The sequence below is a fragment of the Arthrobacter sp. R4 genome (genome assembly GCF_051365025.1).
Classification (GTDB): Bacteria; Actinomycetota; Actinomycetes; order Actinomycetales; family Micrococcaceae; genus Arthrobacter.
In genome coordinates this window covers 1-22,388 of record NZ_JBLWIJ010000029.1, presented here as the reverse complement: position 1 = coordinate 22,388, position 22,388 = coordinate 1, and the positions used below count along the sequence as shown (strand labels likewise).

The following is a 22,388-nucleotide window of genomic DNA, read 5'->3' as shown; positions in this document are numbered from 1 at the left end:
CGACGGGTTCACCACGGCGCCTATGCCTGGAGGATCCGGCTTCAGTCCCGCATTGTTCCGTGTAGACCGGTTCGGGTTCGGGGATGCTTGGCTGGCTGCCCCGGTACACGTAGCCAGCCATCAGACGGCCTTGAGCTTGCGGTAGTTGCGGGTGTATTCGGCGCGGGCGGCCTTGCATGGGTAGCACGGGATTTCCTTGTCGCGGATGTGCTTCTGGTAGCCGCTGTAGGTGCCGCATACTGGTTCGGCGCGTCTGATGTTGACGGGGACGGCGTTGAGTGCCTGGACTTGGCTTGTCAGGGCCGCGATGGTCCGCTTCATGGATGCCCGTTCGCGCAGCAGGTCGCTGATGACGGATTGCAGGGCTTGGGTTGCGGCCGGCTGGGACTTTCCTCTTACGTACGTCATCGCCCCTTCCTCTCTTTTTCGATGTTGTAGATGGCTGTCCGGGCTGTGGGGTCGTTGTAGGTCGCATCGGCCCCGCCTTTGAGGGTGGGCGCGTAACCCTTCCGTTCGTCCCAGTGGCAGGCGCAGGAGCGGTCTGTGCCGCACGAGAAGGGCGTCCAGCAGCACGAGCGGGAGCAGGGGGTCATAGGATCCACGAATCCAGCGGGGCGGTTTTCATGCTCAGTTCTTCGGCTAGGCGTAGTTCGAGCCGTGCGCCCCGACTGCTGTATGAGCCGGGAAGGTAGGCGATCCCGTCCGCTTGTACGACTTGGGCGATGGCTGCCCGCATGTAGCCTTCCCACGAGTCCTGCTCGGGATTGTTGGCCGGGTTTAGCGTCTCGTACCCAGCGGCCTTCAGTCGGGCTTCTGCGGCGTGGAATGCAGGGTAGTTATATTCGGGCAGGCCAGACATGGGGCCTGCAATGTAGAGCTTCGCCATAGGGGTGCTTCTTTCTGGGGTGGTGCGCGGCGCCCGGCCGGGGGATGGTCCGGGCGCCGCGGGCATGAAAAAACCGCCTCGGTGGGCGGCTTGGGGTTTGGTGCGGGGTGGGGTAACTAAGCGGCAGGCTCCCACTTGCCTGCGTCGTTCTTGTCGAGCGTGACTTTCGAGATTTGCCGGGACGCTGCCTGATAGACGCATATGCCCTCGGGGTTCATGAATCCAGGCGCAGCAACCGATCCGTTGATGCGCAGGGATTCAAGGGCAGCAGTCACTGCCTCAGTGTCATTCGGGCCCTCGTAAAGCACCGGGACAACTGACAGGTTCAGGTCCGTTTCAAGCGCGGCATAGCGGGCGGTATTGAACAGTGAGAACCATTTCTCGGCCATTCCATACTTGCGTTGGATGCCGTTGCCCCACCATTCGCCATAGTGGAGCCCTTCGCCTAGTAGTTCAACGAGCTCACCCGCGTTGGACTGTACCCACCCAGCGAACCCGTAGTTGTCTGTGGATTTACCGGGCGTGATGAGCCTTGATCGGGACTGTGCATAGACGCCGTACCGGACATCACCCGTGGTGACGTAGGCGATGATGTTCGGGTCGAGGCTGTCAACCTCTCCAGTGTCAACGGGCACAACACCGATAGCGGCGTTGGTGCCGTCGATCTTCTCGGTGATGGTGATGTTGCGGAGTAGGCGCGGGGTCTTAGGCCATTCCTTGAACTCAATGGGCATTGGATTTCCTTTCAAGTGCGGCCCGGATGTCAGCGAGTGTGACGGGCCGTTCGGGTGGTCGGCAGTCGTGCGGGTCTGGTCGGCCGTTGGTGACGGTCAACTCCTGCCCGCAATGGCAGTCGGTGCGGAACGTGGCGTGGATGCCTCGGGGCTTGGTTTTCATTGGAGATCCTTTCGCGTCTTGCCGCCCTTGCTGGCCGTGTAGATGGTCAGCGTCCAGAGCCCGAGGTAGAAGTGCGTCTGACGTTCAGGCCACTTGCCCCAGTGCGACCATGACGCGCCGAGGAGGAAGTTATCGAAGCCTCGCTTGCCCCACTCGGTGCGGCCGGCGTTCCAGTAGATGCTTGCCTTAGCCATCAGAACGGCGGCTCTGAGTCGGGCCCGTTACCCCATGAACCGCTATCCCCGCCGGCAGTATTGCCCCATGAGCCGGTAGCAGCGGCCGTCTCGTCCGAGCTCCTGCCGCCCCCGCCCTTGCGTGACGGCATGATGTCGACGCCCTTCACGTTGACGTCGAGCGATACGCCGGGGGTGCCGTCCTTGTTCTCGTACTTGCGGCTGTAGAACTCGCCGTAGATGGTGACCCGTGTGCCTTTGGGGAGTTTGCCGTCGTAGTGCTCGGCCAGGCTGCCCCAGATGGTGCAGTTGAGCCACTGCTCAGCAAGGGTTTCCCAGTCGCCAGATTCGGTCTTGCGGGACTTGGAATCCGCGACACTGAAGGACATGACCGGGCTGCCTGCCTTCGTGTACTTCAGTTCGGCGTCACGGCCAAGGTTGCCGGTGAACTTGATGTCTGCCATTTACTTTTCCTCTGCGATTCGCTGGATTGTTGGGAGCCACTGGCGGGCTGTTTCGGGGTTGATGTTGACGAATGTGACCGCGCCGATCCGCAACTGGTGTACGCCGCGATGATCGACGGGCGGGTGTTCGCTGAGGATCGGGGACAGGGTGAGGGACAGGGAAACTACTGGTTCGGTCATTCGGTCGGCTCCTGGCATGCTTCGGCGGGGTAGGTTTCGGTGGTCGTCACTACTCGTCGCCGGCCGAAGATGGGGCGCAGTGACGCGGGCACGTTCTTTAGCTCGTAGGACTGCTCTTCAAACTGGCGGCGGGCATACCTTTCGTCTTCCCACCCGAGTTTGTTGAATGTTCCATCGGGCCACAGTCGCCCATATTCGTGTGTCTCTCGGGTAAAGGTTTCCGGCTCGACGCTCATTCGCTGACTTCCTTCGCCTGGTTCTTGATGTGTTCGAGTGTGTCCGGGTCTGCCCCGGCTGCTTGTGCGTCCATGTAGAGGGCGCGGAGTCCGTCGACGTTGCCTTTGAGTGCGGCGGCTTCTTTGCTCCAGTCACGGGCGGGGGTGGGGGCCGGTTTGGGCTCGTCCTTGAGTGGCTGGACGGTGAATATGGCGCTCCTGCCCTTCTTGATCAGCAGCGGCACCTTGAGCGGCTTGTCCCCGATGCCGCTCATGTGGCTGATGCGTGAGCCGCCCACGGCAGCGCCACCGAACTCCACGGAGTTATCGCAGTAGAGGGTGATGCGCTGGCCGATGTACTTGGATGCCTTGCCGCCCCATGCGGCGGCAATGACTCGTCGCATCGACTTGCCCGGGCGCCACACTCGGGGGAACTCGGCAAGGTGGAAGTTGAACGGCTGCTCGGCGTTGTGGCGGGTGACGTTCTCAATGGTGAAGGTACGCGGCCCGCCAACAAGGTCTACCGCGTCGAGCTGGTCACTTTTCGGTGCCAAGCTCTCGGTCATATCAAGGTCTTCCATCTTCATTCCGCTTTCTTCGTTGTGTAGCCGCGTCCGTTGCAGGTGATGCAGAAGTCGGCGCCTCGGTAGCAGTGCTTGGCTCGGCATCGTCCGCCGGATCGGTGGCCAGTGCCTTTGCATTTGGCGCATTCGGTGCCACGGCCGGTTGAGTCACAGGTGGCGCAAGCTATGCCGTCAGCGAGTACCCGTTTCATCTCGGCGTAGGTGCGCGGCGCGTTCCCATCGGTGCGCGTGTCCATCTCGTGGCGTAGGAGCTCGACTAGGTTGTCCCACTCGGGTAGCAGGCGGTCCCATTCGATCGATCGGCCAGACATCCGCGACCGTAGGACGGCAGTGCTTATGCCTCGCCCCTCGCAGTAGTTGACGCAGCGCAGAAGGTCGCTCGGGTCCCATGGATGGTTATGCCCACTACCTGAGATGGCTTGCGCGGACAGTCCTAATTGATGCGACCACATCAGAAAATCTCGATGTCTGCGAAGTGGTCTAGTCGTTCGGTGGGCGGGAGGTTCTCGGTGGCCGCGTTGTAGGTGGAGATCATCTCGGCGGCGTTCGCTTCAAAGGTCAGGGCAGCGTCCGTAATCGCGTCGAACCACTTCTCGTTCGGCTCTACGCGCTTCGTCCAGAGGGGCATGCCCGAGCAGAAGGAAACGTAGTCGCACCAGTCGCGGCCGCTCACGAGCAAGCCCGCCTGCATCTGGGCCATGTTCTCGGCTGGCACCTCGTCAGCCAGGATCGTGGCAAGGTGCTTCTTCTGGGCGCGGCTCTTGATCTCGATCATTCCGTCGTCGCCAACGAGCCCGTCCGGTGAGTAGCCGAGCTTGTACTTGCCGAAGTCACGGACCATGAAGCCGATCACGTCCGCCGGAGCGTGGTGCTCGCTGTAGGCGTCACGGGCGTAGGGCTCATCAAGCTGTCCACGCAACATCGGGCCGGATACCTGCATAGGCTCCACGTGGCCGGTGATGCGCTCAGCAACGAGCGTCAAGGCCAGTCCGCGTGCAGTGTCGCTGTTCAGGTCGGCGCCGATCACACGATCCAGTCCGCGGGCCGCTGCTGCGCGTGCCGGGTGAAGTGTTTTCAGTGGGGCCGGCGAACGCTTCCCGATGCAAGGATCAGACGTTAGTGCGCCACATTCCGGGCAGTCAGTTTCGATTGCTGTCGGCTGGCGTGATGTCACAAGCTGCCCCACAACGGATGCCGTGACGATGCCGCACCGTGCGGCAAGCCACTCGTCCGATCCTTGCTCTAGTTCGGTGAATATTTCCAGGCTCATTTGTCCCCAATCTTGGGCATAAAAAAACCGCCTATCTGGCGGTGGTTGATTTTTGTTTATCAGTCGTTGGAGGCTGTCCCATGCAACGGGCATTCCGGGTTGGTCGGCTTGACGATTCGCGGGTTGTATCGCCATGCCGGGCAGTCGCAGTACCGGTTAGTCACCCGCGACCAGTTCTCTTTAGCGGCGTCGTGGTCCATTAGCGGGGCCCGAAGTCCAGCGCGGCATTCTGTAGCCGAGTTTCAAGTGAGAGTTTTAGGTAATCGGCGCTGATGTCGATACCCACATACTTGCGGCCGTTGTTCTGCGCCACGAGTCCTGTCGTCCCCGATCCGCTGAATGGATCCAGCACGGTCCCGTCTGGCTTGCAGCCGGCAACTATGGCTCGGCGTGCGAGTTCCTGCGGCATTACAGCTGAGTGAGCGCCTGGGAATGGCTGCGTGTTAATGCTCCACATGTCGCCGGGATTCTTGCCCTTAGCGTGACCGCCAGTGTGCCTCGATCCATCAGCTGGCCGCGCCTTGTCCTCGGGTGCATACTTGCCGCCATAGGTATTGCCGGTACGACGGGCGCTGGATCCAGTCTGCAAATCCCCAGCCTTGTTCTTTCCGCCGAAGACCCGCGACCCGTCTGCGGCGTCAGGGTAGATCAGTTCCTCTCGGATTGGGTCCAAGTCGAAGTGGTAGTTCCTGGATTTGGAGAACATGAAGAAGTGCTCGTAACGACAGGTGAGTCGATCAGTCACGGATTCCGGCATGGCATTGGGCTTGTGCCACACGATGTCATTCCGAAGCACCCACCAGTCATCCTGCAGCGCAAACGCCACACGCCACGGCACGCCTTGGAGTTGCTTCATCTTGTTGTAGGAGTCCCCAAGGTTCAGCCATAGAGTTCCGTCGTCGGCCAGCACCCTCCGCAATTCGTAGAACAGTTCCCGCATGTTCTCGACATATGCGGCCAGCGTGGGCTCAATGCCGTACTGGCCTTCACTGCCGTAGTCCCGGAGCATGTAGTACGGCGGTGAGGTTACGATGCAGTCCACGGAGCCATCGGGGAGAGTTCGGGCAACCTCTTGCGCCTTGCCGTGATGCAGCGTGATTGTCTCATCTTGATAGTAAATGCTCATCTTTCCCTCCATATGAACGCCCGGCACCGTGCGTTGAACCGTTCCCGGTCGTATGCCCGCCGTGAGTCCCTGACCAGCCACCCAACCGCCTCGCACCCTTCGAGGTAGTCGACCTGCCAGTCGGTGAGCCTGCCCCGTTCCAGTTGGTGGCGTGCAGCGAGGACACCGAACCGGATGCGCTGGGCCTTAGTCGTGCGCATCATGGCCCCTTAGTCGTAGTTCCCATTCGTTCGCTCCCTCTACGTAGATGACTTCAATACGCTCATCCGTCTCGGCCAGTTCGTCCGCAGTGAGTCGCACAGTGCCAACCTTCCGGATAACGGCCGCCAATGTGCTCGGAGACTTGAGCGGCAAGAGCGCCTCATATTGCTCGCGCTTACTTAGCCGCGTGAGACGACGGGGAAACTGCACAACGCCGCTCACCCTTCGCCCCTCAGAGCCGCAGCACGGTATGGGTTGTCAGCTTTGAGGATCGCGGCTGATCCGTGCCCGATCTGCCATTGCCGGTCAGCCTCGTTCACGGCTTCGTCCCAGGCTTTCGCTCCGGCGTCGGCCACCAACCCAAACCCCGCGTTATGCAGCTCCATCTCGACGTGCAGGCTGTGCTCTATCTGGACTTCCTCCGGGGTTCGGCGCCAGTCGTAGAACATCTCATCGCAGGTGCAAGCGCACGTGTCGTCAGTCGTAAACGTGTGCTCGGCCAGCACTTCGGCCATGGTCTTGGTCATTCGGGATCCCTGCCTGTTGTGTAGTCGGGTTCAACGTTGTCTAGCATCCACATGACGGCGCGGGCACCTTCCCACATCTCGGCGCTCTTCTCGGCTGAGTCTTCCGGGGAGAGCGTCACGCCATTGACGATGACCTTCCGTTCGCGGCACCGGGTGCACAGGTACTCGCGGGCATCACCCACGGACATTGTGTGCTTCCATGCGTGGCCAAACACTCGGCAAAGCAGCCGCCTCATTCCCCGCCCCCGTTCGCAGCAGCAACAGCGGCGATAGTCGCGCATGGCCAGTGTTCGCCATCAAATGCGCAGTGCTCGCCCGTGAACCGGTAACCCTTGGCCCATGTCTCTACTGGCTTGAATGCACGAGTGTGTAGCGCCTCCACTTTCGCGAGCTTCTCGTCCCGGTCCCGCAACTCGGCCGCCGCAGCATCTCGGGACAGTTCCATCTCCTGCGCCCGATCACGCCAACTGTCACCCCGCAGTCGCTCGCGTCCGATTGTCGATTCCTTCAGGCTCGCCAACTCGTCGCGCATCTCAAATAAGCGCATCCAGACGACGTCCCAGTGCCCATCGCCGTCCGCGTTGATGAGGTGGTGCAAGCCGGTGACGTCAAGTACATCGCGGCATTGCTTCTCGATAACCTGGCCTAGCGTCTGAGCCGCTCTCGTGGCCTTCCGCAACTCGGCAAGGAGGTAGGCGACATCAGCGGGGGCGGCAGCGATGAACTCGGCATCGGATATTGCCTGCCTGTCCTTCTTCGGCAGATGTGGTGCAGCACGAACGACGCGGGCATGGCGGGGGTCTTCGTAGCCTTCCTCCATGTCCCGAGGGTCGGGGTGGGCCGTGATGACATCCCCGTATTCGCGAAACCACGGTCCCGGTGTTGCCGCGTCGAGTCGTGCCTGGATTTCGCCCACACGCGGATCAGACGCCGTCACAGGGAGGCCTCGGCATCCTTGTACGCGGCGAGCGTAAAGTGTGTGGACGGATCAGGGTTGGCCTTCAGTGCATACCAGTGGCCGTGCCACTCGCCGTCCTGGTCGCAGTTAGTGCCCAGCCGGTCGCCGCAGTTCTTCACACGGGGCATGTACCCGAAGTGCTCTTCTTCCGTGACGCCGGTAGATGTCAGTCCGGGATCGAACGCCTTGACCTGCTCCTCGACTTGCTCAGGGGTCAGGCCGTGGCCGCGCATGATGACCGACCAGCCATTGAACGGAGGGTAGTCGAGGTAGATGTGTTCCGGGTATTTGTCCCGCTTCGTCGTGCTCATGTCTGTTCTACTTTCGTGTTCCTGATGGCCGCGTATGTTGCGGGGTCCGTGGTTTGGAGGGTCCGGAGTTTCGCCGCAAGGATCGGGGTGGAGTCGGGGAGGTCGAACGGGGGAGGTGGGGCGCTACTCATCGCAGCACCCCGCGGGACCCATGGAGTACAAGGCCTGCCTGCGCTTGGGGTCCCACGCAATGGAGCAGTTCCCGTTGGAGCAGCGGCGAGCAACTGCCCGGTCGTGACGCTCGTCAATGATCGCTGCTACCTGCGGGCTTATGGCGCCGAAGATCGCGTCGTCAGTCGGCGGCGATGACGGGTAGAGCTTGATGGCGCGCAGGAGGCGCTTCTCTTCATTCACCCTGACGCGGAGATGGTCGTACTTGCGCCTGCTCATGCCAGTTCCTTCTCTTCCGGTTCGATGTCCCGGTATCGTCTCGCTGCGGGTTCCCAGGACCGTCCGTGGCGGATGTGCAGGTCGGGGAGGGGTGCCATGTAGTCGAAGGCGATACGAGCCGTGGCAGCCTTTACGCTGGCCGTCTCCGTGGCTGCGTCGGCGGCAAGGGCTTGGTAGTCGGCGGCGGTCATTTCCGATACCCCTCTGCAAGGATCGCGTCGGCAATAGTGAACAGCGACGGAGGCCACGTCATCATGTCCCCGTTGCCGTCCGGGAACATGGCATCATGCGCTATCCGGGCTAGATCTTCGCGGGTATTCGGCGCGGTCATGGCGTCTCCTGATAAGTGAGTGTGACTTTCGCGCCACCGTGGTCCGTGTAGCGGATCGTCATACCGTCGCGGGTGTACGGTGTGTGGTTTTCCTGAAGCCGCCTCACACGCGCCTCTATGGCCTCGTCTGCGGTGGTGAAGTGGTCCGGGTGGGTGCTGACAGTTTCGCGGGTCAGGGTGAGGGTGTGCAGCGCGTGCGGGTAGGGGACCGTAGCCTGCTGCCCGCGACCGCCGATTGTCGCGATGCCCGTGTCGTAGAGCTCGCCGGGATTGCTCACGACGCCAACCCGCGAGCCTGTGCGTAGCCTTCGCGCTTGTCTACCTTGGCGAGCGCTGACATGCCGTCCCATTGGGTGAGTGTGAGCCCGTACCATTCGGCAATGTCAGCGTCGGCCGTGCTGATCTTCGGGCCGCCCGCGATACGCCGGTCAGCCTCAGCCAACCAGCCACCACGGAGGCGGGGAGTGTTGTCGTACTCCAGCATGTCGAGCGTGGACCAGTGGCAGGCTTCCCCGAACAGGTGACGGGCTACAGCTTCACGGCCGGTCAGGATGTCTACCTTGATGAAGCGACGACGCGGTGCCGTGAACATCGCCAGGAAGCGGCGGAACGTCCACGGGGCGGCGTGGCGGTGGGTGGTGGTCATTAGAATCCGTATTCCTTTCGTGCGGCGTCGGCATCGTCGGCCGCTTGGGTGTCACGCTCAGCATCGAGCGTGTCGTAATCGATGTCCTCGGGTTCTTCGAGGAGCCGGTCATGCTGGATAGCGCGGGGGATCAGGGTGAAGCTGCCGACGATAGTGAAGGCCAGCACGAGGGCGAAGATGCCGTTCATGACGCTCCTTCGGTCTTGCGGCGCCATGTGCGAATGACTCCGCGGTGCCTTGATAGTGCTGTTGATGTTTGGTAGCCGATGGGCTCGATATACCCGTAGGCGCGGGCGGCGGTAAATGCTGCGCCGTAGTGGTTCGGATGCGGTGCCGGCCTCATCTCGCGGCGGAGGTCGTCGCTCGTGATTAGGGCGTGACGGTCAGCGAGGGCAAGGAGGGTCGAGACTGCATCCTCGTGCCAGTCGTTGTCTTCGAGGGCCGCGGCGATCATTGGGACACCGGCCCGAGAACAGTCATGAAGCTTGAGGCTGGCCCGAACGTGTCGCACTTCGGGCACTCCCACTCTTCGTAGACCGCCAGCATGTCGATGAAGCCTCTGCATGCCGGGTATACGATGGGCTTCTTCTCGCAGCCCTTGCATTGCTTCCGGACATAATGAGTGGCGGGTCCGTGATGCCCGCTTGCAGGTTCATCGTGCAAAGCGTGCTCACAGGGAATGGCGTCCATTGGCCCAACGAGTGCAGATAGGTCGAGGCCAACTTTCGCGGCGATCATGCGCACATCCTCAGGTACTCGGCCCGGATAACATGGGCGTTCGCGGGCTTCAATGGCTGGCGACGCATGCACCACGCCTTGTGAGTCGTCGTGGTTGCGGCGCACGACTTGCACGGGGTCATGGCTTCACCGGCCGGATCGGGACGTACACCGTGAGGCCGGCGCAACGCTCAACGCGGTGAGTGGGCGTGTTCGTGGGGCGGGGGGATGGTGTGGCGGTCATCGTGCGTTCCTTTCGCGCTCGGCGTCTTCGATGTTCCGGAACGCCTGCTTCGGTGTGGGATCTGAATGGGTGAGGATGCGCTCAAGGTCAAGGTCCGTCATGCGGGCCTGACGCTTGCAGAGCTTCACAGCGAGGCGCATAGCCTTGCTGGCCCCTACTTCATGGCCGTGCTCTGCGGCGTATCCGACGATGCGATCGCGGTAACCAGTGGCGGTAAATTCGGACATAGCTGTCCCCTTATATCTGCGCCTGTGAGCGAATCTCAGGACGGTAAAGGTGTGATTGTTGCCCTAGAGTCGGGCGGGATGCCGGGCGCTTGGCGCAGCGGGCGGTGTTACTTGGAAGCTTCGGTCGGCAATGCTGCCAACCATGCGGTGAGTTCTTCGGCCAGGATTACTGGCTTCGTTCCGATATAGCGGACGGTCAGGTCGTGTGCGGCGATCTTGCGGCGGAGGACGCTGACGGAGGTGGAGGCTACTTCTGCGGCCTCGGGGATGGAGTATGCAAGCTTGGCGCTCATGCCACCCTCCGAGGTTCTAGTAGTTCGGAGGGGAGTATGTCCGCAAGCTGGCGGTCTAGGGATTCTGCGATCTTACCGAGCTCTCGGAGTGTGAAGTCTGCGTGTCCGTCGAGCTTTCGATTGAAGGTGGTGAGGGGGATTCCGGCTTTGCGAGCTACAGCGTTTCGGCTGGTGGCCAGTTCGACGATTCCCCGGATTATGTTCTGGTTGGTGGTTGCGGTGATGTCCCCGCCATTGGTTTCCATATGGCTAAGGTAATCCCCAAACGGGGATAAAGCAAGTACGCCACGCTGGAACCTGAGTACTTGGTGAGCACTTGGCAAGTAGTCGGGATGTGATATTGCGTACAGGTTATGCTCAAGACCAGCGCAAGATTCACCAATGCGACTTGTTAACTACCCAAATGGCGCATATTCTTTCCATATGGGAAATTACGGAGCGGATATCCAATCAGCCATCGCCATGCAGATCAAGGCGGAAATGGCAGCGAAGGACTGGAAGCAGTCGGACCTGGCCAATGCATCCGGTATCCCCACGAGCACGCTGCACCGCTACCTGTCCGGTAGCCGCGACATCCCCCTCCCCGTATTCGCGGAGATCGCAAAAGCGCTGGACCTGTCCATGATCGAACTGGCCCAGCGCGCAGAGCGCCGGCTAAACGGGCAGGACGTCCTCTAACCGGAGCCCATGCAGTTCAGCCAGGGACCCCGCCTCGCGTATCGTGAGCGGGGTCCTTGCGCGTTTCCGGGCGTCCACGTCCTCGGGACTCTCGCCCCACGCAGCGCACAGCGCGCTGGTAGGTGTGTCGTGGGCAAGATTCAGAACGCGCTCAAACTCCATTGATATATCCCCAGCTCATACAGATTCGTTAGTCAGCACCATAAGGCATGGGTGCGACATCGGGTTGGCCGGCTGCGTGACTTCACCCACCGTCATTGTGCCTCATACGGAGCAGTACCCGCTGGTAAGTACTAGCTAAAAAGTTGCTTGGGGGTTGCAATGGAGTAGCATCATAGCCAGCGCATCTGCGCTTCATATGGGGCATTGGGGGCCATATGAAGCAGGTTGCGCGTATGACAACCACATGCACCCAAAGGGGCCATACACTATGCCAGTGCCTACAGGTAAGCAGCCCTCTCCAAGCCCTCTTGCCCGGGCGTTCTCCAGTCGTGTCCGCATAGCCATGGCGGATCAGCGGGTGACCGCTCAGGCACTCGCAAAATCTGTCGGGGTGAGCCGAAGTTATCTTGGTAAACGCCTCCGCGACGAAGTCAGCTTCACCCTTAATGAGGTCGAATCAATCAGCAGGATCCTCGGGCTGGAACTGCCAGAGTTCTAACGCAAAGGAAAGGGCCCCGCCGTATTGGCGGGGCCCTTCTTATGCTTCGATCTGCGGCCTTAGTAGAGCGCTGAGTGACTCCATACCTTCCCGGGCCCTAGTGGTGTCCATGCGGGTTTTGTAGAGCCTTGTCATGGCGCGTGTGGAGTGTCCGACGATCTGTTGGATTAGGTCTTCGGGTACCTTTGCGGCGTAGAGCAGGTCGACGGTCGTGTGCCTGGCGCCGTGGAGCACGACGTCTTCGGGCAGGTTGGCGTCTCGCATGAGCTGCTTCCATGCTTTGGTGACGCGGTCGGGGTCCCATGGCCGGCCGTCTTCGTGGAACACGAGCCCGTCTTCGTGCGGGTCTTGCATGTGGAGCGCGAGTATGGACTTCAACGGTTCGACTAGCGGGATGATGCGCCAGCCCGACGATGACTTCGGCCGGGTGAGGTAGAGCGTGGACTTCACTTGCCGGTACTCGAAGTCATCGGGGACGTCCTTGATGTTGGTGATGCGCTGTAGCTGCCAGGACAGGTCGAGTACGTCGGTTACCCTGTCAGCTTCCAGCCCGATGATCTCGCCGCGCCTCGCGCCCGTGAGCAGGTATGTTGCCCACAGCGCGAGGTCCTCCCGTCCGCCGAGGAATAGCAGCAGGTCCATGGATTGCTGCAGCGTGAGGGCTTGCTGTTCGGTGACCCTCTTGCGCGGCCGGTTGACGAGGTCGCAGGGGTTGGCTGGGATCTTCCCTTCACGCATGGCTGAGCCGAGCATGACCGACAGGGCGTTGTGCGCGAGCAGCACGTACGTTGAGGACAGCATGACGGTTCCCTCGGGCAAGTCCTCGGGCTTCTTCTCCCGCAGCTTGGGGTCCTTGGGCGTCGCGGCCATGACGTCATGCAGCCGGCGCACGTCTTGGGCGCTGATCTTCCCGAGCGTCTTCTTGCCGAGGACGGGAATCACGTAGCCGTCGATGACTGTACGGTATCCGGCGAGCGTCCGCGGCTTGATGTCTTTGGGTGCGATCCGGTCTAGCCAGTGCGAGGCCCACTTCTCCAGGGTGACGGAGTTGGTTTCAAGGTTGCCGCGTTTCGCAAGCTCGGCTTGGATCTTCCGGAGCTCGGTCACGACGGCGGCCTTGTCCTTCCGGCACACGACTTTGCGGCGTCGCTTCCCGTCGAGCCCGGGTGGGAGCTCTATGGATGTACACCACATCCCGTCCGTGGAGCGCTTGTAGATCGACCCCTCACCCTTGCCGCGGGTCATAGGGCAGCGTAGGGGTTACGCACTACCTCTACCCCCCGCCCAGCGTCAAGGCCCTCGCGCCACGCACCCGCCAGCATGTGCGGCGCTGCAGCTTCGAGGGCTGCGGCTAGATACTTTCGTGGGACGTAGGAACCCATCGCGTCAAGCCGCTCATGCGCCGCCTCGACAGCCTCCGCCGGGATCACTTGGTTAGTCATTTACTGCCCCAATCTTCGCCATGCTTGGCGTCCGATTGGATGCCATGTATCTACTATAGCCATTACTGTAGCCATTGCTAGAAGTTTCTAGGAGTTTCTGGGGTGACGGGAGTTGCTGGATTTACCCTACATTCCGCGGATTCTAGGGGTGGACTGGTAGTACATCGAATGGATTAAATACCAACCGCACGACTCATAATCGTGAGGTCGGGAGATCGAGCCTCCCCACCGCTACAGGCTAAGCCCCCGGAATCCCCGAGATTCCGGGGGTTTTTCTGTCTCCCGGCAGGGCGCCATGCTGGCCGCGGTGAGAGGCCGTGACAACCGCGGCTTTTCGCCGTAGCTTTGCAGCACTTGGCGAGGGGGATATCAGTGGACTTCTTTGAAACAATCATGGTTCCGTTCAATTGGTTTGTCTCCGCCACCATGGTTGGACTCCACGACGCCCTGACCTCTCTCGGCATGCCTGCGGTGAGCGGTTGGACGTGGACTTTGTCCATCGTTGGCCTCGTGCTGATTATCCGTGCCGCTCTGATTCCCGTGTTCCTGCGGCAGGTCAGCGCCCAGCGCCGGCTGCGGCTCCTGCAGCCGGAACTGAAGAAGCTGCAGGACAAGTACAGGGGCAAGACCGATCAACTGTCCCGGCAGGCGATGGCGCAGGAGCAGATGGCCCTCTACAAGGAACATGGGACCAACCCCTTCTCCGCTTGCCTGCCGATGCTCATCCAGGTGCCCTTCTTCTTCGCGCTCTTCCAAGTACTCGCCGGCATACCAGCCGCGGCCCGGGAGGCCAAAGGCATCGGAGCAATGAACCCTGAGCAGGTGCTGCAGTTCGGCGAGTCGAGCATTTTCGGGGCACCGCTCTCAGCGTCTGTGCTTCATGTCAGCGGCGACCCGGTGGCGGTCACGGCACTCACTCTTGTGATGATCCTGGCTATGACTGCCTCACAGGTCATCGCCCAGAGAAGGGCCCTGGCCAGGAACATGCCTGACGAGTCCACGGACAATCCCCTCGTGCGCCAGCAGAAGATGATCCTTTATGTCCTGCCGCTTGTTTTCGCCGTGGGTGGCATCTTCTTTCCGATCGGCGTCCTGATCTACTGGACCACCACCAATCTCTGGACCATGGTGCAACAGTTTTTCATCAAGTGAGGGGTGAGCTCTCGGCGCTTAGGCCGGGGCTTAGCGCCGAGAGCTCACCCCTCACCGCAGCGGGCGGCGCCGCATCCCGCCAGCGCCTACCCAAGTGATGCCGCCAGGCGCAGAATGGGCGAATGGGCCAGCTCATCTATTCCTCTATTGCATCCTTGGACGGCTACGTCGCAGACCGCCAGGGCAACTTCGACTGGAGCGCCCCGGACGAGGAAGTCCATGCCTTCATCAACGACCTCGAACGTGAAGTCGGCACCTACCTGTTCGGGCGCCGCATGTACGAGGTCATGTCAGCCTGGGAGGGTATGGGCGGCGCCGAGGATCCGCCGGTGATCCAGGATTATGCACGGATCTGGCGGGCGGCAGACAAGGTTGTCTACTCCACATCGCTGGCAACGGTTGACACAGCCCGTACCAGGATCGAGACCACGTTCAGCCCCGACGGGGTCCGGGAGCTGAAGGCCGGGACGGACGGCAGGCTGGGGATCGGCGGCGCCACGCTGGCCGCTGCCGCGCTCAACGCCGGACTGGTGGACGAATGCCAGGTCTTCCTCAACCCAGTGGTTGTAGGCGGCGGCAAGCGGTTCCTGCCGGACGGGCTGAACCTGCGGCTGGAACTCCTTGAAGAGCGAAGGTTCGGAAACGGCGTGGTCTACCTCCGCTACCGCACGTTGTCCTGAGGTGTTGCCGGCTCAAGAGAGGGCAGAATGGGGGCATGACCCGCATCGCAATCATTGGTGGCCACGGCAAAGTGGCCCTCCGCCTGTCCGCTCTGCTTACGGAAGAGGGGCACAGCGTCACCTCGATCATCCGCAACCCCGACCACGCGCCTGACGTGGCGGCAACGGGGGCAACGCCGTCGGTCCTGGATGTTGAAAGTTCGACGACGGCGGCGATCGCCGAGTGCCTCGCCGGCCATGACGCCGTGGTCTGGTCAGCCGGGGCGGGCGGCGGAAATCCCGAACGGACTTACGCTGTGGACCGGGATGCGGCCATCCGGTCCATGGACGCTGCGGCGGAGGCCGGCGTCGGACGGTATGTGATGGTGTCCTACCTGGGCGCGGGTCCGGACCACGGCGTCCCGGCGGAAAACAGCTTCTTCGCGTACGCAGAAGCGAAGGCGGCGGCGGACGAGTACTTGCGGGGAACCCAGCTGGCCTGGACCATCCTTGGCCCCGGCACGCTGACGGACAAGCCGGGGACGGGGCGGATCGACGTCAACCCCCCAGCGGCGGGCGGCAGGGAAACCTCGCGCAGCAATACTGCCAGCGTGGCCGCTGCCGTGCTGGACCTGCCCGAAACCGCGGGGCGGACCATCGAATTCCGCGACGGCACCCTGCCAATTGCTGCCGCGCTGGAGCCGCAGGCTTAGCTTGTAGCCGAGGCCGAGGCCGGTGGCAGGTGGGGTTAGGCACGCGCCATAAGCTGCAGGTCCAGGGTGTTCTTCTCCACGTAATCGAGGGCGCACCGTACAGCGCCCACGGTGACGATCGAATCGCCCAGCGGGGAGACCGCCAGGCGTGGGGGAGTGGCGGTGTACTGTTTCAGGCGTTCGGCGATCGGGTCGAGCAGCACTCCTGCGGACTTGGCTACGGCGCCGCCAATGACCACCAGTTCGGGGTTGATGATCGTGGCCACGGCCCCGATCACCCGGGCCATCCTGTCGGCCAGTCGTTCGAGGATCTTCAGGGCCACGGCATCGCCTTCGGCGGCGGCAGCGAAGACGTGCGCAGCTTCTGCACCGTCGGCGGCATGTTCGCGCAGCGAAGTTTCAGCTTTCCCGGCGAGGGCGTCGGTTGCCCATTCCCTGGCCAGGAAGGCGATGCCGAATGTGTTTCCCACTCCCTCCACCATGTCCAGGAAGGCGAGCTCGCCGGCGCCTCCGCCGCGGCCATGCACCAGCCGCCCGCCGTCGATCACCCCGGAGCCGAAGCGCTCACTGGCGAGGATGACCACTACGTCGTCGACGCCGGCCGCGGCGCCCCGCCAGCGGTCGCCGAGGGCGGCAAGGTTTGCATCGTTCTCGAGCAGTACGGTCCATCCCCGCCGGTCCCGCAGCGCAGCCTTCAGGCCGACGTCGAACAGTCCCCAAAAGTGCTGTGTCACCAGCACGTCGCCGTTGCGGTCCACCGGGGCCGCAATACCGGCACAGACGGCAAGGACTGATTCGGGGGAGGCGCCAACGCTGTGCAGCGCCAGCATGGCGGCGCGGTCGATCACCGAGATTCGCTCTTCGGCCGAAATTTCCGCTTCCGCGAACGGCTGGCTGGCCCTGCCAAGCGCCTTCCCGCGGAGGTCGGACACCACCACCGTTGCCTGCCGGATGCCCACGTCCATGCCCAGGACATAGCCGGCGCGTTCGTTGAGTTCGAACCGCCGTGCCGGCCGGCCCTTCTGGTAGCCGCCAAACGCCCGCTGGTTCTCCAGCTCCCGGATCCAGCCCCGTTCCATGAGGTCCTCACACACCGAAATGGCCGTGGCGCGCGTGAGTCCGGTGGCTTCCATGACGTCCGTGACCGTTACGGCTTCTGAGGCGCGCAGGTAATCCAGGACTGCTCCAGCGCTCACGCGCCGCAGCAGTTGGGGCGTTGCCGCGGAGATTTCCGACATGGTGTTGACCTCTCTGTGCTTTCCACCACATAATACTTGAGGAACTAAATTTAGATTCCAAATAAATAGCTGGAACCAGTCGGACCGGACGGCCGCCGACCACTGGCATCTCTCCCAGCCCTCCACTTTCGCCTTTTGCAAAGGAGCAACTGTGAACTGCATCCCGAAGCACTGCCCGCCCTCGCCCCGGCCCCGCCGCAACGCCGCGTCAGCCGCCGCCCTGTGAACGCCGCCGTGCCCGCATCACTGCTGAGCAGGCGTTCCCTTCTCCGTGCCGCCGGCCTTGCCGGGGCTGCCGCCATCTTTCCCCTGACCGGCTGCGCCGCCAGCGCCAGCCAGCAAAACGGCGTCACCACACTGCGCTTTATGCAGAACAAGCCCGAGGTGGTGGACTACTTCAACCAGGTGATCAAGGACTTCGAAGCGCTGAACCCGGACATCCGTGTGATCCAGGACTTCAACGAAGGCAACTTCGTCCCCGGCCTGGTGCGGAACGATCCGCCCGACGTCGTGACCCGCGGTTTCGCGCAGGCCACCGCTGACTTCGTCAAGAAGGGCATCTTCGCCGACCTCGCCGACCTCCCCGCAGCCTCCACCATCAACCCGGAGATGCAGGAACTCATCAGCTCCTGGGGCCGGTACAAAGGCAACGAGACCAGCGCCCTGCCGTTCTCCGTTGCTGCCGCCGGAGTTATCTACAACCGGGACATCTTCGAGGCCCACGGCGTCGCCGTCCCCACCACCTGGGACGAATTCGTGGCCGCCTGCGAGACTTTCAAAGCTGCCGGCGTCGCCCCGATTTACGGGACCTTCAAGGACCCCTGGACCCTTGCGCAGGGCATGTTCGACTACGTAGCCGGCGGCTCACTGGACGTTGCCGAATTCTTCACGAAACTCAATGCCACTGGCGCCAATATCAGCACGGCCGCCCCGGAATCATTCACCAACAACTTCGGCCCTGCCATGCCTAAAATGCTGCAGCTGGCGTCCTACTCCCAGGGCGGCGCCGCCAGCAAGAACTACGCCGACGGCAATGCTGCGTTCGCCAAGGGACAAGCAGCCATGTACCTGCAGGGTCCGTGGGCCCTGTCCCAGCTGGTGGCCGCCAATCCTGCGATCCGGCTGGGCACCTTTCCGCTGCCCGTCACCAACAACCCGGAGGAGAACAAGGCACGGGTCAACGTGGATATGGCGCTGTCCATTACGCGGAACACCCCGAACATGGCAGCGGCGCAGCGGTTCGTCGCCTACTTGCTGGAGCCGGACGTAGTGAACACCTACAACGAGAAGAACGCCGCCTTCTCCCCGCTCAAGGACGCCCCGGCAGTGACGAATCCGCAGATCAGCGGACTCAACGACTCCATCAGGGAAGCCCGCTATTTCCAGGGCGCCGTCACGTACTTCCCGCCCTCAGTGCCGGTAAACAACTACATTCAGTCGTTTGTCTACAACAAGAACGGCGACCAGTTCCTCTCCGCGCTCGACGACGAATGGCGCCGAGTCGCCGAACGGACAGCGGTCTGATGCCCACCCCGATCCCAGGAGCCACCGTGACCACAACTTCCCTGGCGGCCGAGGCAGCCCCGTCCCCGCGCACCGACTCAGCCTCAGCCGAAGCGCCAACCGTCCGGACCAAACGCCGGATCGACCCCACCTACTACTGGATGGTGGTGCCGGTCCTGGCACTGTTCGCCTTCTTCATCACCCTCCCGGCACTGGTGGGCGTGTTCTTCAGCCTGACCAATTACGCCGGCTACGGAGACTGGAAGTTCATCGGGCTGGCCAACTACGTCAACATCTTCAAGGACCCCGCTGTCCTGCAGTCGTACATCTTCACGTTCGTCTTTGCCCTGACCACCACCGTGGTGGTGAACGTCGTGGCACTGGCCATCGCCCTTGGCCTGAACGCCAAGATCAAGTGGCGCACCGGCATCCGCACCGTGTTCTTCATCCCCATGGTGCTCTCTGCCCTGATCGTGTCCTTTGTGTTCAACTACCTGTTCTCGAACACCCTTCCGGTCCTGGCGGAGCGTTTCGGCGTCACGCCGCTGGCCACCAGCATCCTCGCCAACGAAAACCTCGCCTGGCTGGCCATCGTGCTGGTCACCGTGTGGCAGGCGGCGCCCGGGGCTACCATCATCTACCTCGCCGGCCTCCAGAGCGTACCTTCGGAAGTCTATGAAGCCGCTGACCTGGACGGGGCTGGCAGCTTCCGCCAGTTCCTTAGCCTCACGCTGCCCCTTATCCTCGGTTACCTGGTGATCAATGTGATCCTCGGCTTCAAGGGTTTCCTGGGCACGTACGAGATCATCGTGGGCCTTACCGGCGGCGGCCCAGGCATGGCGACGCAGTCAGTGGCCATGCGCATCTTCTCCGGCTTCACGGGCGGCGACTACTCCTACCAGATGGCCAATGCCGTCATCTACTTCCTGATCACCTTGCTGATCTCCGTCATCCAGCTGCGCCTCATCCAGCGCCGGGGGGTATCTCTCTAATGACTTCATCGACTCTTATCCGCTCCGCACCCAACGCAACGAAGGCAACGGCCCGCAGGAACCGCCGGTCGGCCCGCGAAGGCTTCAAAGTCAACTGGTGGCTCACTGCCCTCATGCTGGCGGCCTCCCTGACGGTCCTGCTGCCGCTGTACTTCACGGTGGCCATGGCCCTGAAGTCGCCGGACCAGATCGGCACGGGTACCGGCCTTGCCTGGCCCAACCCGATGAACTGGGAAAACTTCGCCGCCGCGTACGTGGCCACCAACTTCCCGCGGGCCTTTATGTCCACGGCCTTCGTCACCGTCCTCAGCGTGCTCGGCTCGCTGGCCTGCAGCTCGCTGGTGGCCTACGCGATCGCACGGAACTGGAACCACAGGTTCTTCCGCGGCTCCTTTGTGTACCTGCTCTCGGCCATGTTCATCCCGTTCCCGGTCATCATCCTGCCCCTGATCAAGCAGACGGCCCTCCTTGGCCTGGACAACCCGGCCGGCGTCGTTTTCCTGCACGTGCTGGGCGGAATCTCGTTCAACGCGCTGCTCTACATCGCCTTCGTCCGTTCCATTCCCGTGGAGTTGGAAGAATCGGCGCGGATGGACGGCGCCACCACCTGGCAGGTGTTCCGCAAGATCATCTTCCCGTTGCTGGCACCCATGAACGCCACCGTAGGCATCTTCGCCTTCCTGGGTTCGTGGAACGACTTCCTGCTGCCGCAGATGATGATCGCCGATCCGGCGCTGCAGACACTCCCCGTGGTCCAGATGCTCTTCCAGGGCGAATTCAACACCAACTACAGCCTCGCATTCGCGTCCTACCTGATGGCCATGGCCCCCACCCTGGTGGTTTACATCCTGGCCCAACGGTGGGTACTGTCCGGAGTAATGCGCGGGGCCGTGAAATAGCCAGACCAATAAAGCCAGCAAGAACCAACAACACAAGAGAAAAGGATCATCCTTTGTCCACCACTGCCACTCTGGCAACCCTGTCCGATTCAGACCGCCTGGCCGATCCCAACTGGTGGCGCCAGGCCGCGGTCTACCAGATCTACCCGCGCAGCTTCGCCGATTCCAACGGCGACGGCCTGGGTGACATCAAGGGCATCACGGCCAAGGTCCCGTACCTGAAGGAACTGGGGATCGACGCCGTGTGGCTCAGCCCGTTCTACCCGTCGGCCTTGGCGGACGGCGGCTACGACGTGGACGACTACCGCGACGTGGACCCCAAGCTGGGCACCTTGGCGGACTTCGACGAGATGGCCAAGGCGCTGCACGCCGCGGGCATCAAGCTGATCGCCGACATCGTCCCGAACCACTCCTCGAACCGGCACGAATGGTTCAAGGAGGCGCTCGCCTCGCCGAAGGGTTCCGCTGCCCGCGACCGCTACATCTTCCGCGACGGCAAGGGCCCCAACGGCGAGTTCCCGCCGTCGGACTGGGATTCCGTCTTCGGCGGACCGGCCTGGGAACGCATCACCGAACCGGACGGAAGCCCCGGCCAGTGGTACATGCACATCTTCGCGAAGGAGCAGCCGGACCTGAACTGGTCCAGCCGCGAGGTCCGCGACGACTTCCTCAAGACCCTGCGCTTCTGGTCAGACCGCGGCGTGGACGGCTTCCGCGTGGACGTGGCACACGCCCTCACCAAGGACCTTACCGAACCGCTGCTCTCCAAGCTGGAACTGAGCGCGGCCAACACCGGCACGGACGGGTTCGACGACGGCTCGCACCCCTTCTGGGACCGCGACGACGTGCACGACATCTACGTCGAGTGGCGCGAGGTGTTCAACGAATACAACCCGCCGCGCACCGCCGTGGCTGAAGCCTGGGTGCACGCCACCCGCCGCGCCCGCTACGCCAGCCCGGAAGGCCTGGGCCAGGCCTTCAACTTCGACCTGCTCCAGGCCGACTTCAACGCCGAGGACTTCCGCGAAATCATTACGCACAACCTGGCTGAAGCCGCCGCCACCGGCGCGTCGTCCACCTGGGTCTTCTCCAACCACGACGTCGTACGGCACGCCACGCGCTACGGCCTGCCGAAGGCGTCCGCGGGCAAGAAGCACGCTAAGGGCCAGGACGGTAAGGACTGGCTGCTGGCCGGCGGCCCCAAGGAAGAACTTGACGTCGAGCTCGGTGAGCGCCGCGCCCGCGCCGCCACCCTGCTGATGCTGGCGGTCCCCGGATCCGCCTACCTCTACCAGGGCGAGGAACTTGGCCTGCAGGAAGTGGCGGAAATTCCCGACGCCGAACGCCAGGATCCCTCTTTCTTCCGGAACAAGGGTGTTGAGGTAGGCCGTGACGGCTGCCGCGTGCCGCTTCCCTGGAAGGTTGAAGGAACCTCCTTCGGCTTTGGCGACGGTGGATCACACCTGCCGCAGCCGGACTGGTTCGGCAAGTACGCGGTGGAGGCGCAGGACGGCACCGAGAACTCCACCCTGGAGCTGTACCGCACGGCCCTGAAGCTCCGCCGCGAACTCCAGGCTGCGGAGGAATTGGAGTGGGTGGAGACCGGCAACCCCGAGGTCCTGCACTTCCGTCGGCCCGGCGGCTGGCAGTCCGTCACCAACTTCGGGGACACCGCCGTCGAACTCCCTGCAGGAACTGTCCTGGTCAGCAGCTCGCCGCTGGAGAACGGCAAGCTGGGCGCCAACAGCACCGTCTGGCTGCGCTGACCTAACCCCATAGCAAGCACAGGTGGCGGGGCCCGGCCGGGCCCC

36 protein-coding genes and 1 pseudogene are annotated in these 22,388 nt (G+C 62.6%); 9 read left to right on the top strand and 28 right to left on the bottom strand.

All coding sequences use genetic code 11. The annotated features are described in order from the left end of the window. Positions 1-120: 120 nt before the first annotated feature. From ACLKOZ_RS16995 to ACLKOZ_RS16875, 25 genes are all read right to left on the bottom strand, one after another. Positions 121-408, bottom strand: a complete 288-nt coding sequence (locus ACLKOZ_RS16995) for a hypothetical protein (protein WP_436476765.1) — start codon at positions 406-408, stop codon at positions 121-123. Positions 409-589: 181 nt separating this feature from the next. Further along, on the bottom strand, positions 590-886 hold the full coding sequence (locus ACLKOZ_RS16990) for a DUF4406 domain-containing protein (RefSeq protein ID WP_436476763.1): 297 nt from the start codon (positions 884-886) through the stop codon (positions 590-592). A gap of 116 nt (positions 887-1,002) precedes the next feature. After that, complete coding sequence (locus ACLKOZ_RS16985; RefSeq protein WP_436476761.1) at positions 1,003-1,620, bottom strand: RNA ligase family protein; 618 nt, start codon at positions 1,618-1,620, stop codon at positions 1,003-1,005. 159 nt (positions 1,621-1,779) lie between these two features. Further along, positions 1,780-1,977 carry a hypothetical protein gene (locus ACLKOZ_RS16980; RefSeq protein ID WP_436476759.1) on the bottom strand — a complete coding sequence of 66 codons (198 nt, stop codon included), beginning with the start codon at positions 1,975-1,977 and terminating at the stop codon, positions 1,780-1,782. After that, positions 1,977-2,420 carry a single-stranded DNA-binding protein gene (locus ACLKOZ_RS16975; protein WP_436476757.1) on the bottom strand — a complete coding sequence of 148 codons (444 nt, stop codon included), beginning with the start codon at positions 2,418-2,420 and terminating at the stop codon, positions 1,977-1,979. The genes ACLKOZ_RS16980 and ACLKOZ_RS16975 overlap by 1 nt, the downstream gene beginning before the upstream one ends. Then, a complete protein-coding gene (locus ACLKOZ_RS16970; RefSeq protein ID WP_436476755.1) occupies positions 2,421-2,600 on the bottom strand; it encodes a hypothetical protein in 180 nt (59 codons plus the stop codon). Then, positions 2,597-2,836 carry a hypothetical protein gene (locus ACLKOZ_RS16965; RefSeq protein WP_436476753.1) on the bottom strand — a complete coding sequence of 80 codons (240 nt, stop codon included), beginning with the start codon at positions 2,834-2,836 and terminating at the stop codon, positions 2,597-2,599. Before ACLKOZ_RS16965 ends, ACLKOZ_RS16970 begins: the two co-directional genes overlap by 4 nt. After that, positions 2,833-3,402, bottom strand: coding sequence for a hypothetical protein (locus ACLKOZ_RS16960; protein ID WP_436476751.1), 570 nt, complete (start codon positions 3,400-3,402; stop codon positions 2,833-2,835). Before ACLKOZ_RS16960 ends, ACLKOZ_RS16965 begins: the two co-directional genes overlap by 4 nt. Positions 3,403-3,850: 448 nt before the next feature. Beyond that, positions 3,851-4,669, bottom strand: a complete 819-nt coding sequence (locus ACLKOZ_RS16955; protein WP_436476750.1) for a YqaJ viral recombinase family protein — start codon at positions 4,667-4,669, stop codon at positions 3,851-3,853. A 199-nt stretch (positions 4,670-4,868) separates the two neighbouring features. After that, complete coding sequence (locus ACLKOZ_RS16950; RefSeq protein ID WP_436476748.1) at positions 4,869-5,795, bottom strand: DNA-methyltransferase; 927 nt, start codon at positions 5,793-5,795, stop codon at positions 4,869-4,871. Next, complete coding sequence (locus tag ACLKOZ_RS16945; protein ID WP_436476746.1) at positions 5,792-5,995, bottom strand: hypothetical protein; 204 nt, start codon at positions 5,993-5,995, stop codon at positions 5,792-5,794. Before ACLKOZ_RS16945 ends, ACLKOZ_RS16950 begins: the two co-directional genes overlap by 4 nt. A 219-nt stretch (positions 5,996-6,214) precedes the next feature. Next, positions 6,215-6,523 (bottom strand): hypothetical protein, encoded by a 309-nt coding sequence (locus tag ACLKOZ_RS16940; protein ID WP_436476744.1) that lies wholly within the window; start codon positions 6,521-6,523, stop codon positions 6,215-6,217. Then, positions 6,520-6,759 (bottom strand): DUF1660 family phage protein, encoded by a 240-nt coding sequence (locus ACLKOZ_RS16935; RefSeq protein WP_436476742.1) that lies wholly within the window; start codon positions 6,757-6,759, stop codon positions 6,520-6,522. The genes ACLKOZ_RS16940 and ACLKOZ_RS16935 overlap by 4 nt, the downstream gene beginning before the upstream one ends. Next, entirely contained in the window at positions 6,756-7,439 is a 684-nt protein-coding gene (locus ACLKOZ_RS16930) for a hypothetical protein (protein ID WP_436476740.1), read from the bottom strand. The genes ACLKOZ_RS16935 and ACLKOZ_RS16930 overlap by 4 nt, the downstream gene beginning before the upstream one ends. Before the next feature lie 17 nt (positions 7,440-7,456). Continuing rightward, positions 7,457-7,792, bottom strand: coding sequence for a hypothetical protein (locus ACLKOZ_RS16925; RefSeq protein WP_436476738.1), 336 nt, complete (start codon positions 7,790-7,792; stop codon positions 7,457-7,459). 123 nt (positions 7,793-7,915) lie between these two features. Continuing rightward, positions 7,916-8,182, bottom strand: a complete 267-nt coding sequence (locus tag ACLKOZ_RS16920; protein ID WP_436476736.1) for a hypothetical protein — start codon at positions 8,180-8,182, stop codon at positions 7,916-7,918. After that, positions 8,179-8,373 carry a hypothetical protein gene (locus ACLKOZ_RS16915; RefSeq protein ID WP_436476734.1) on the bottom strand — a complete coding sequence of 65 codons (195 nt, stop codon included), beginning with the start codon at positions 8,371-8,373 and terminating at the stop codon, positions 8,179-8,181. Before ACLKOZ_RS16915 ends, ACLKOZ_RS16920 begins: the two co-directional genes overlap by 4 nt. Beyond that, the gene (locus tag ACLKOZ_RS16910) at positions 8,370-8,513 is read right to left on the bottom strand and encodes a hypothetical protein (RefSeq protein ID WP_436476732.1); all 144 of its coding nucleotides are present in this window, start codon (positions 8,511-8,513) and stop codon (positions 8,370-8,372) included. Before ACLKOZ_RS16910 ends, ACLKOZ_RS16915 begins: the two co-directional genes overlap by 4 nt. Next, a complete protein-coding gene (locus tag ACLKOZ_RS16905; protein WP_436476731.1) occupies positions 8,510-8,791 on the bottom strand; it encodes a hypothetical protein in 282 nt (93 codons plus the stop codon). The genes ACLKOZ_RS16910 and ACLKOZ_RS16905 overlap by 4 nt, the downstream gene beginning before the upstream one ends. Beyond that, positions 8,788-9,159 carry a hypothetical protein gene (locus ACLKOZ_RS16900; protein ID WP_436476729.1) on the bottom strand — a complete coding sequence of 124 codons (372 nt, stop codon included), beginning with the start codon at positions 9,157-9,159 and terminating at the stop codon, positions 8,788-8,790. Before ACLKOZ_RS16900 ends, ACLKOZ_RS16905 begins: the two co-directional genes overlap by 4 nt. Next, positions 9,159-9,347: a hypothetical protein gene (locus tag ACLKOZ_RS16895; RefSeq protein ID WP_436476727.1), complete on the bottom strand. Its 189-nt coding sequence runs from the start codon at positions 9,345-9,347 to the stop codon at positions 9,159-9,161. Before ACLKOZ_RS16895 ends, ACLKOZ_RS16900 begins: the two co-directional genes overlap by 1 nt. Next, positions 9,344-9,613, bottom strand: a complete 270-nt coding sequence (locus ACLKOZ_RS16890) for a hypothetical protein (protein WP_436476725.1) — start codon at positions 9,611-9,613, stop codon at positions 9,344-9,346. The genes ACLKOZ_RS16895 and ACLKOZ_RS16890 overlap by 4 nt, the downstream gene beginning before the upstream one ends. Positions 9,614-10,116: 503 nt before the next feature. Beyond that, entirely contained in the window at positions 10,117-10,347 is a 231-nt protein-coding gene (locus ACLKOZ_RS16885; protein ID WP_436476724.1) for a hypothetical protein, read from the bottom strand. A gap of 107 nt (positions 10,348-10,454) precedes the next feature. Next, positions 10,455-10,640: a hypothetical protein gene (locus ACLKOZ_RS16880; protein WP_436476722.1), complete on the bottom strand. Its 186-nt coding sequence runs from the start codon at positions 10,638-10,640 to the stop codon at positions 10,455-10,457. Continuing rightward, the gene (locus ACLKOZ_RS16875; RefSeq protein ID WP_436476720.1) at positions 10,637-10,885 is read right to left on the bottom strand and encodes a helix-turn-helix domain-containing protein; all 249 of its coding nucleotides are present in this window, start codon (positions 10,883-10,885) and stop codon (positions 10,637-10,639) included. Before ACLKOZ_RS16875 ends, ACLKOZ_RS16880 begins: the two co-directional genes overlap by 4 nt. A gap of 178 nt (positions 10,886-11,063) precedes the next feature. Between ACLKOZ_RS16875 and ACLKOZ_RS16870 the strand changes: the two genes are divergently transcribed. Together ACLKOZ_RS16870 and ACLKOZ_RS16865 are read left to right on the top strand one after the other, a co-directional pair. Continuing rightward, on the top strand, positions 11,064-11,318 hold the full coding sequence (locus tag ACLKOZ_RS16870; protein WP_436476718.1) for a helix-turn-helix domain-containing protein: 255 nt from the start codon (positions 11,064-11,066) through the stop codon (positions 11,316-11,318). Positions 11,319-11,676: 358 nt separating this feature from the next. Then, the gene (locus ACLKOZ_RS16865; RefSeq protein ID WP_436476931.1) at positions 11,677-11,979 is read left to right on the top strand and encodes a helix-turn-helix domain-containing protein; all 303 of its coding nucleotides are present in this window, start codon (positions 11,677-11,679) and stop codon (positions 11,977-11,979) included. Positions 11,980-12,018: 39 nt separating this feature from the next. On the opposite strand, the gene ACLKOZ_RS16860 is transcribed toward ACLKOZ_RS16865, so the two are convergent. Beyond that, positions 12,019-13,224 (bottom strand): tyrosine-type recombinase/integrase, encoded by a 1,206-nt coding sequence (locus ACLKOZ_RS16860; protein WP_436476716.1) that lies wholly within the window; start codon positions 13,222-13,224, stop codon positions 12,019-12,021. Then, entirely contained in the window at positions 13,221-13,421 is a 201-nt protein-coding gene (locus ACLKOZ_RS16855) for a hypothetical protein (RefSeq protein WP_436476714.1), read from the bottom strand. Before ACLKOZ_RS16855 ends, ACLKOZ_RS16860 begins: the two co-directional genes overlap by 4 nt. Positions 13,422-13,793: 372 nt before the next feature. On the opposite strand from ACLKOZ_RS16855, the pseudogene yidC reads away from it, so the two are divergent. From yidC to ACLKOZ_RS16840, 3 genes and pseudogenes are all read left to right on the top strand, one after another. Next, positions 13,794-14,567 (top strand): annotated as a pseudogene (yidC, locus tag ACLKOZ_RS16850) (membrane protein insertase YidC); the annotation flags it as partial. A 128-nt stretch (positions 14,568-14,695) separates the two neighbouring features. Beyond that, the gene (locus tag ACLKOZ_RS16845) at positions 14,696-15,253 is read left to right on the top strand and encodes a dihydrofolate reductase family protein (RefSeq protein ID WP_337346810.1); all 558 of its coding nucleotides are present in this window, start codon (positions 14,696-14,698) and stop codon (positions 15,251-15,253) included. A gap of 35 nt (positions 15,254-15,288) precedes the next feature. Beyond that, a complete protein-coding gene (locus tag ACLKOZ_RS16840) occupies positions 15,289-15,945 on the top strand; it encodes an NAD(P)H-binding protein (protein ID WP_436476711.1) in 657 nt (218 codons plus the stop codon). Between the two features lie 35 nt (positions 15,946-15,980). Here ACLKOZ_RS16840 and ACLKOZ_RS16835 read toward each other — a convergent pair whose 3' ends face one another. Further along, complete coding sequence (locus ACLKOZ_RS16835; protein ID WP_436476710.1) at positions 15,981-17,183, bottom strand: ROK family protein; 1,203 nt, start codon at positions 17,181-17,183, stop codon at positions 15,981-15,983. Between the two features lie 135 nt (positions 17,184-17,318). Here ACLKOZ_RS16835 and ACLKOZ_RS16830 point away from each other — a divergent pair, with 135 nt between their 5' ends. The 4 genes from ACLKOZ_RS16830 to ACLKOZ_RS16815 are packed head-to-tail and all read left to right on the top strand — an operon-like array spanning position 17,319 to position 22,343. Further along, positions 17,319-18,707, top strand: coding sequence for an ABC transporter substrate-binding protein (locus tag ACLKOZ_RS16830; RefSeq protein WP_436476708.1), 1,389 nt, complete (start codon positions 17,319-17,321; stop codon positions 18,705-18,707). Between the two features lie 26 nt (positions 18,708-18,733). After that, positions 18,734-19,678 carry a carbohydrate ABC transporter permease gene (locus ACLKOZ_RS16825; protein WP_337350813.1) on the top strand — a complete coding sequence of 315 codons (945 nt, stop codon included), beginning with the start codon at positions 18,734-18,736 and terminating at the stop codon, positions 19,676-19,678. Beyond that, on the top strand, positions 19,678-20,577 hold the full coding sequence (locus ACLKOZ_RS16820) for a carbohydrate ABC transporter permease (protein WP_436476705.1): 900 nt from the start codon (positions 19,678-19,680) through the stop codon (positions 20,575-20,577). The genes ACLKOZ_RS16825 and ACLKOZ_RS16820 overlap by 1 nt, the downstream gene beginning before the upstream one ends. A 53-nt stretch (positions 20,578-20,630) precedes the next feature. Next, positions 20,631-22,343 carry a glycoside hydrolase family 13 protein gene (locus ACLKOZ_RS16815; RefSeq protein WP_436476703.1) on the top strand — a complete coding sequence of 571 codons (1,713 nt, stop codon included), beginning with the start codon at positions 20,631-20,633 and terminating at the stop codon, positions 22,341-22,343. Positions 22,344-22,388: the final 45 nt, after the last annotated feature.